At 70.2% G+C, this 7,317-nt stretch carries 5 protein-coding genes; 3 read left to right on the top strand and 2 right to left on the bottom strand.

Translation table 11 applies throughout. The features are described from left to right. Positions 1 to 83: 83 nt before the first annotated feature. Together AB0I10_RS39560 and AB0I10_RS39555 are read right to left on the bottom strand one after the other, a co-directional pair. Positions 84 to 1,763, bottom strand: a complete 1,680-nt coding sequence (locus AB0I10_RS39560) for a hypothetical protein (RefSeq protein ID WP_363157592.1) — start codon at positions 1,761 to 1,763, stop codon at positions 84 to 86. Positions 1,764 to 1,888: 125 nt separating this feature from the next. Beyond that, positions 1,889 to 4,087: an elongation factor G-like protein EF-G2 gene (locus AB0I10_RS39555; RefSeq protein WP_363157591.1), complete on the bottom strand. Its 2,199-nt coding sequence runs from the start codon at positions 4,085 to 4,087 to the stop codon at positions 1,889 to 1,891. A gap of 299 nt (positions 4,088 to 4,386) precedes the next feature. Here AB0I10_RS39555 and pgsA point away from each other — a divergent pair, with 299 nt between their 5' ends. From pgsA to AB0I10_RS39540, 3 genes are all read left to right on the top strand, one after another. Further along, on the top strand, positions 4,387 to 5,043 hold the full coding sequence (pgsA, locus tag AB0I10_RS39550) for a phosphatidylinositol phosphate synthase (RefSeq protein ID WP_363157590.1): 657 nt from the start codon (positions 4,387 to 4,389) through the stop codon (positions 5,041 to 5,043). Between the two features lie 100 nt (positions 5,044 to 5,143). Next, positions 5,144 to 6,070 (top strand): phosphatidylinositol mannoside acyltransferase, encoded by a 927-nt coding sequence (locus AB0I10_RS39545; RefSeq protein WP_363157593.1) that lies wholly within the window; start codon positions 5,144 to 5,146, stop codon positions 6,068 to 6,070. Further along, on the top strand, positions 6,067 to 7,227 hold the full coding sequence (locus AB0I10_RS39540) for a glycosyltransferase family 4 protein (protein ID WP_363157589.1): 1,161 nt from the start codon (positions 6,067 to 6,069) through the stop codon (positions 7,225 to 7,227). Before AB0I10_RS39545 ends, AB0I10_RS39540 begins: the two co-directional genes overlap by 4 nt. Positions 7,228 to 7,317: the final 90 nt, after the last annotated feature.

The following is a 7,317-nucleotide window of genomic DNA, read 5'->3' as shown; positions in this document are numbered from 1 at the left end:
GGGCCCGTACGGGACATCCCGTACGGGATGTCCCGTACGGGCCCACAGCGCCCCAGGCCGATGGCTACCCCGCGCGGCGGCCGCTACGCGTTGTACTCGTCCACCTTGTGCGGCTCCACGCCCTGGATCATGCCGCTGAGCACCAGCGAGCGGTTGTCGAAGCGCTCGGTGTCCACACCGTTCTCCCTGAGGACGCTCAGGGCGGCGGCATGGACCGTACGCAGGACCGGGGTCGCGGCGCGCAGCGCGTCGTCGGCCATGAAGCGGTGCCGCCAGGGCTTGTCGGCCCAGACATGGCGCAGGCCGAAGGGCTCGGGGAGGGTGAGCTTGCCGCCGAGGAAGTCCAGGACCGGCGGGAACCACGTCAGCGGCGCGCGCGCGGCGAGCCGGACGACCTCCAAGGGCTCGATGAGCGGGAGCGTCACCTTCTTCGTCTCCCAGAACCTGACGGTCTTGGCGACCTCCTTGGTCTTGGGCTCCGGCTTGCTCGTGAAGAAGGAGTGCACCGGGCCGAGCGCGTGGCCGGTCACCTCGATGCGCAGCGTCTCGTGCAGCACCGTGACGGTGATCATCAGGGTGATCACCAGCTGGCCGTCCCAGAGGACGAACTGGACGCCCAGATAGTGGCGGTTGCCGGCGCCGAACTGCTGCTCGTTGCAGATGCGCTCTATCTCATGCCCGCGGATCTGGTACGCGTCGCTGTCCGTGCCGTCCGGGCGGGAGACCGCGCCGGCCTTCTCGCCGACCGGCGAGACGATCCAGTGGCGGACCGACGGCTGCGGGAAGCCGCCGGTGTGCAGCGGGGAGCGCTCCAGCAGGCGCAGCCGGTCGTGGATCACCCTGATCACGTCCCAGCTGCGGAAGGGGTGGATCTCGGTGCCCTCCTGCGCGGGCCTGAGCTCCTCGGCGAGCTGCCAGCTGCCCCAGCGCGTGCCCATGCCGAGTATTCCCTTGGGGCCGGCGTAGAAGACGACGTTGCTGCGCTGCTCGGCGGAGACTTTGGCGAGATTCTGGCGGAGGGTCTCGGCGGCGACCTGGTTCGGGTCCTGCGGCACCGCCTCGGGGATCTTCGCGGCCACACCGCCGCCTTCCAGCAGGCCCTTCCACGCCTCCCGCATGGTCACGGCGGCCAGCTCGCAGACCTGCTTGGCCCACCACCAGCCGATCACCGGGGCGATGACCATGCCGCGGGCGTACATCGGCCAGAAGCCGGTGAGCGGCAGCTTGATCATGAAGAACAGGGCGACACCGGCGAGCACGGTCAGCAGCGCCCCGCCGAGCAGGGAGATGCCCTTGCCCTCGCCGTCCTTGGAGAGCATCTTCCTGAGCTGGAAGGCGCCCAGCCACAGCAGCACGCCGGGCAGGAACAGCAGGCCGAACAGCACCATCACGAGCGTCAGCTTGGTGTCCCGCTGCTTGCGGACGCGGCTGGCGGACAGACAGTGCTCGACGACGGTCTGCGGCTCTGTCCCGAAGGACTGGATGAGCGCCGCGCGCCCGCCGCCGAGCATCCGCACCTGCACGGCGCGGGAGAACGCCTCGCCGAGGTTGGGCTCGAACAGCGACAGCTTCGGTTTCTTGATGCCGGACTTGCCGGAGTCGGAGTCGGCCTTCGAGATATCGGCGAGCGGCCCGTCCCGGTAGGCGGCCGAGGCCAGTGCCTGGGTCGCCGCGGTCTCTCCCGCGCCCCCCGAGAGCGGCACCTGCGCCCCCGGGCTGAAGTCAAAGCCGTCTGCCACTACCGCCCCCATCACCGCACGCATCCGATGATGCGGCTCTTTCCCGACTACCGCCCATGGCACACTCGCTGAGCCTGTGGCCTCACTCAGCGTACAGCCGCCGTCCATCCCAAGGGAGTTGAGCAGGACGACGGCTGACCCACCGTTAACTATGAGCCGCTTTCCGCTTCTTCCCGGTGCTTGGCGGCGAGCTGCGGCGGCATCGGCTCATGCCGCACATAGACGCGCTGGAAGCGGCCGGTGCCGTGCGAGAGGGAACGCAGATCGACGGCGTACCGTCCGATTTCGATCTCCGGTACCTCGGCGCGTACGAGTGTGCGACCGGCCCCCGACTGCTCGGTGCCCACCACCCGGCCGCGGCGGCCCGACAGATCGCTCATCACCGGGCCGACGAAGTCGTCCGGAACCAGCACACTCACCTCGGCGACCGGTTCGAGGAGATCGATCCGGGCACCTGCGGCGGCTTCGCGCAGCGCCAGCGCGCCCGCCATCTGGAACGCGGCGTCCGAGGAGTCGACCGAGTGCGCCTTGCCGTCCAACAGAGTCACCCGGATGTCGACGAGCGGATGCCCGACGGCGACCCCGCGCGCGGCCTGGGCGCGTACGCCCTTCTCCACGGACGGGATGAACTGCCGGGGTACCGCGCCGCCCACGACCTTGTCCACGAACTCGATACCGGAGCCGCCCGGCAGCGGTTCGATCTCGATCTCGCAGATCGCGAACTGGCCGTGGCCGCCGGACTGTTTGACATGGCGCCCGCGTCCCGAGGCAGGGTCACCGAAGGTCTCCCGCAGCGGCACCTTGTGCGCGACGGTGTCCACCTGGACGCCGTAACGGGTCCGCAGCCGCTCCAGCGCCACATCGACATGCGCCTCGCCCAGGCACCACAGGACCACCTGGCGGGTGTCCTGATTGTGTTCGAGGCGCATCGTCGGGTCCTCGGCCACCAGGCGGGACAGGCCCTGCGAGAGCTTGTCCTCGTCGGCCTTGCTGTGCGCCCGGATGGCGACCGGAAGCAGCGGGTCCGGCATCGTCCAGGGCTCCATCAGCAGCGGAGCGTCCTTGGCCGACAGCGTGTCGCCGGTCTCCGCGCGGGACAGCTTCGCCACACACGCCAGATCGCCGGCGATCGCCCGGGGCAGCGGGCGCTGCTGTTTGCCGAAGGGAGCGGACAGCGCGCCGACCCGCTCGTCGACGTCATGGTCCTCATGGCCGCGGTCCTCCAGCCCGTGGCCGGAAACATGCACCATGTCGTCCGGGTGCAGGGTGCCGGAGAAGACCCGGACCAGCGAGATCCGGCCGACGTACGGGTCCGAGGAGGTCTTGACCACCTCGGCCGCGAGCGGGCCGTCCGGGTCGCACCGCAGCGGCTCCCGGGGGGCGCCGTCGGTGCTGGTCACGGCGGGTGCCTCGCGCTCCGCCGGGGTCGGGAAGCCGCCGGTGATCAGTTCCAGCAGCTCGACGGTGCCCAGCCCCTGCTTGGCACCGTCGACGGCCGGGGCGGCGGCCAGCACGGGGTGGAAGGTGCCCCGGGCGACCGCCTTCTCCAGGTCCCCGACGAGGGTCTTGATATCGATGTCCTCGCCGCCGAGGTAGCGGTCCATCAAGGACTCGTCCTCGCTCTCGGCGATGATCCCCTCGATGAGGCGGTTACGGGCCTCCTCGATCATCGGGAGCTCGTCCGCCGTCGGCGCGCGTTCGGTGCGTTCGCCGGAGGAGTAGTCGAAGACCCGCTGGGAGAGCAGGCCGATCAGGCCGTGCACGGGGGCGTGGCCGTCGGCGCCCGGCGTGCCGTACAGGGGGAGATAGAGGGGGAGGACGGCGTCCGGATTCTCGCCGCCGAAGCTGCCGCGGCTCAGCTCGGTGATCTCGTCGAAGTCGGCGCGGGACGCCTCCAGGTGGGTGACGACCAGGGCGCGCGGCATACCGACGGCCGCGCATTCGTCCCAGACCATACGGGTCGCGCCCGCCACCCCGTCCGACGCCGAAACGACGAAGAGGGCCGCGTCCGCAGCACGCAGACCGGCCCTCAACTCCCCGACGAAATCGGCGTATCCGGGGGTATCCAGCAAATTGATTTTGATGCCGCCCCAGTCGACCGGGACCAGGGAGAGCTGTACGGAACGCTGCTGGCGGTGCTCGATCTCGTCGTAGTCGGACAGACAGCCGCCGTCCTCGACCCGGCCCGCCCGGTTGACCGCGCCGGACGCCAGCGCGAGCGCCTCGACCAGAGTGGTCTTTCCCGATCCGCTGTGGCCGACCAGCACCACATTCCGCAAGGCGGTGGGCTGGCCGGCCGTCGACGCCCTTCCGGCGGCTCCCGGGTGTGTACTCGTCTTGTCGCTCATGTGTCTCGCCTCCAGGTCGACACTTTGCGGTGATTCGAGCTTTCCACCGTGGTCATGATGCGTCCATACATGGCACAAGGGGCGATCGGTGGTCTTAGTGGCGATCTTGCCCCGTCCGGCCCCCGAGCGGGCGCTCCCGAGGGCCATGGGAGCGACTGGGGGCGCGGGACGATTTCCCCGAGCCGCCGGGATGTACCTCGCGCCGCGATGCCTTCGCGGTGCCCCGTGGCTGCCTGGCTACGATGGGCCAGCCGGTGGCCCCTTGACCGCACGGCCCATATCGACCCTTCGGGAAGGCCATGCTGAACAAGTACGCGCGTGCGTTCTTCACGCGTGTTCTCACGCCGTTCGCCGCCCTGCTCATTCGAATCGGTGTCAGCCCCGACGCGGTCACCATCGTCGGGACCGGCGGCGTGGTGGCCGGTGCGCTGATCTTCTACCCGCTGGGCGAGTTCTTCTGGGGCACGGTCGTCATCACCCTGTTCGTCTTCTCCGACCTGGTCGACGGCAACATGGCGCGGCAGCTCGGCCGCTCCAGCCGCTGGGGCGCCTTCCTCGACTCCACCCTGGACCGGGTCGCCGACTCGGCGATCTTCGGCGGACTGGCCCTCTGGTACGCGGGCCGCGGCGACAGCCTGTCACTCTGCGCGATCGCGATCTTCTGCCTCGCCAGCGGCCAGGTGGTCTCGTACACCAAGGCGCGCGGCGAGGCCATCGGGCTGCCGGTGGACGTCAACGGTCTGGTGGAGCGCGCCGAGCGGCTGGTCATCACGCTGGTCGCCTGCGGCGTCTCGGGACTGGCCACGTTCGGCGTATCCGGCGTCCACGTCCTGCTGCCGATCGCCCTGTGGGCCGTCGCCATCGGCAGCACCGTCACCCTCGGCCAGCGCGTGGTGACGGTGCGCCGCGAGTCCGCCGAGGCCGACGCCATCGCTCAAGGGGGGAACGGCGCATGAGTGAGCGTAGTGAGCGAATTATCGAGAGGTGCGCGCCGCGCGAATGCGAGGCCGAGCGAAGCGAGGTTTCGGCGTGAGCCGCAGTCCACGGAAGAAGAGCCTGATCGACACCGACAAGCTCACCGACGGGCTTTACGGCCTCGGCTGGGCCACCGTCAAGAAGCTGCCCGAAGGCGTCGCGGTACGGCTCGGCCGGCGGATCGCCGACACGGTCTGGAAGCGCCGCGGCAAGGGCGTACGCCGCCTGGAGTCGAACCTCGCCCGGGTCGTGCCGGACGCTTCGCCGCAGCGCCTGGCCGAGCTGTCCCGGGCCGGTATGCGCTCGTACATGCGCTACTGGATGGAGTCCTTCCGGCTGCCGGCCTGGAGCAAGGACCGCATAAGGAACGGCTTCGCCATCGAGGACGTACACCACCTGACCGACGGCCTGGCAAGCGACCGCGGCGTCATCCTCGCCCTGCCCCACATGGGCAACTACGACCTCGCCGGCGTCTGGGTCACCACCAAGCTCAACACCCCCTTCACCACCGTCGCCGAGCGCCTGAAGCCGGAAACCCTCTACGACCGGTTCGTCGCCTACCGCGAGGGACTGGGCATGGAGGTGCTGCCACACACCGGCGGCGCCGCCTTCGGCACCCTGGCCCGGCGGCTGCGGGCAGGCGGCCTGGTCTGCCTGGTCGCCGACCGCGACCTGTCCGCGTCGGGGATCGAGGTCAAGTTCTTCGGCGAGGCGGCCAAGATGCCGGCCGGTCCCGCGATCCTCGCCCTCCAGACCGGGGCCATGCTGCTGCCCGTCACCCTCTGGTACGACGACGGCCCGATCATGCGGGGCCGGGTCCACCCGGAGATCGAAGTACCGGAGACCGGTACCCGCAACGAGAAGGCCGCCGCGATGACCCAGGAACTGGCCGATGCCTTCGCCTCCGGCATCGCCGACCACCCCGAGGACTGGCACATGCTGCAGCGCCTGTGGCTCGCCGACCTGGAGCCGCGCGACGAGGCCGGCGGAACGGAGGCGACGGCGTGAGAATCGGCATCGTCTGCCCGTACGCATGGGACGTCCCCGGCGGCGTCCAGTTCCACATCCGCGATCTGGCCGAGCACCTCATCCGCCTCGGCCACGAGGTCTCCGTCCTGGCTCCGGCCGACGACGAAACCCCGCTGCCCCCCTACGTCGTCTCCGCCGGCCGAGCCGTTCCCGTCCCCTACAACGGCTCCGTCGCCCGCCTCAACTTCGGCTTCCTCTCCGCGGCCCGGGTACGCCGCTGGCTGCAGAACGGCGCCTTCGACGTCATCCACATCCACGAACCGGCCTCGCCCTCCCTCGGCCTGCTCTCCTGCTGGGCGGCCCAGGGCCCGATCGTGGCGACCTTCCACACCTCCAACCCCCGCTCCCGGGCGATGATCGCCGCATACCCGATCCTGCAGCCCGCGCTGGAGAAGATCAGCGCGCGCATCGCGGTCAGCGAATACGCCCGGCGCACCCTCGTCGAACACCTCGGCGGCGACGCCGTCGTGATCCCCAACGGGGTCGACGTCGACTTCTTCGCCCGCGCGGCGCCCAAACCCGAATGGCAGGGCAAGACGATCGGCTTCATCGGCCGCATCGACGAGCCCCGCAAGGGCCTGCCCGTCCTGATGAAGGCGCTCCCCGCGATCCTCGCCGAGGTCCCCGACGCCCGCCTCCTGGTCGCCGGCCGCGGCGACGAGGACGAGGCGGTCGCCGCCCTCCCCGCCGACATGCGCTCCCGCGTCGAATTCCTCGGCATGGTCACCGACGAGGACAAGGCCAGCCTGCTCCGCAGCGTCGATCTGTACGTCGCCCCCAACACCGGCGGCGAGTCCTTCGGCATCATCCTCGTCGAGGCCATGTCGGCCGGCGCGCCCGTCCTGGCCAGCGACCTGGACGCGTTCGCCCAGGTCCTGGACCAGGGCGAGGCCGGCGAACTCTTCACCAACGAGGACGCACCCGCGCTGGCCACCGCCGCGGTGAGCCTCCTCGGCAACCCCCAGCGGCTGACGGAACTCCGCGAACGCGGCAGCAAACACGTACGCCGCTTCGACTGGTCGACCGTGGGCGCCGACATCCTCGCCGTCTACGAAACAGTCACCGCCGGGGCAGCGTCCGTGGCCACCGACGAACGGGTGGGACAGCGGACCCGCAGATGGCTGGCGAGGGACTAGGTGTGTTGTCCGGACAGGTTGGTGACGCGGCTGGCTGGCGTGAGGCCGTGGATGCCGGTGTGGGGTCGGTGGTAGTTGTACCAGTGCAGC

Origin of the sequence: Streptomyces sp. NPDC050636, from assembly GCF_040654775.1 — a bacterium.
In the GTDB taxonomy this organism is placed as follows: Bacteria; Actinomycetota; Actinomycetes; order Streptomycetales; family Streptomycetaceae; genus Streptomyces.
The sequence above is the reverse complement of the archived record's forward strand: the minus strand, read 5'-3'. Positions and strand labels throughout refer to the sequence as shown.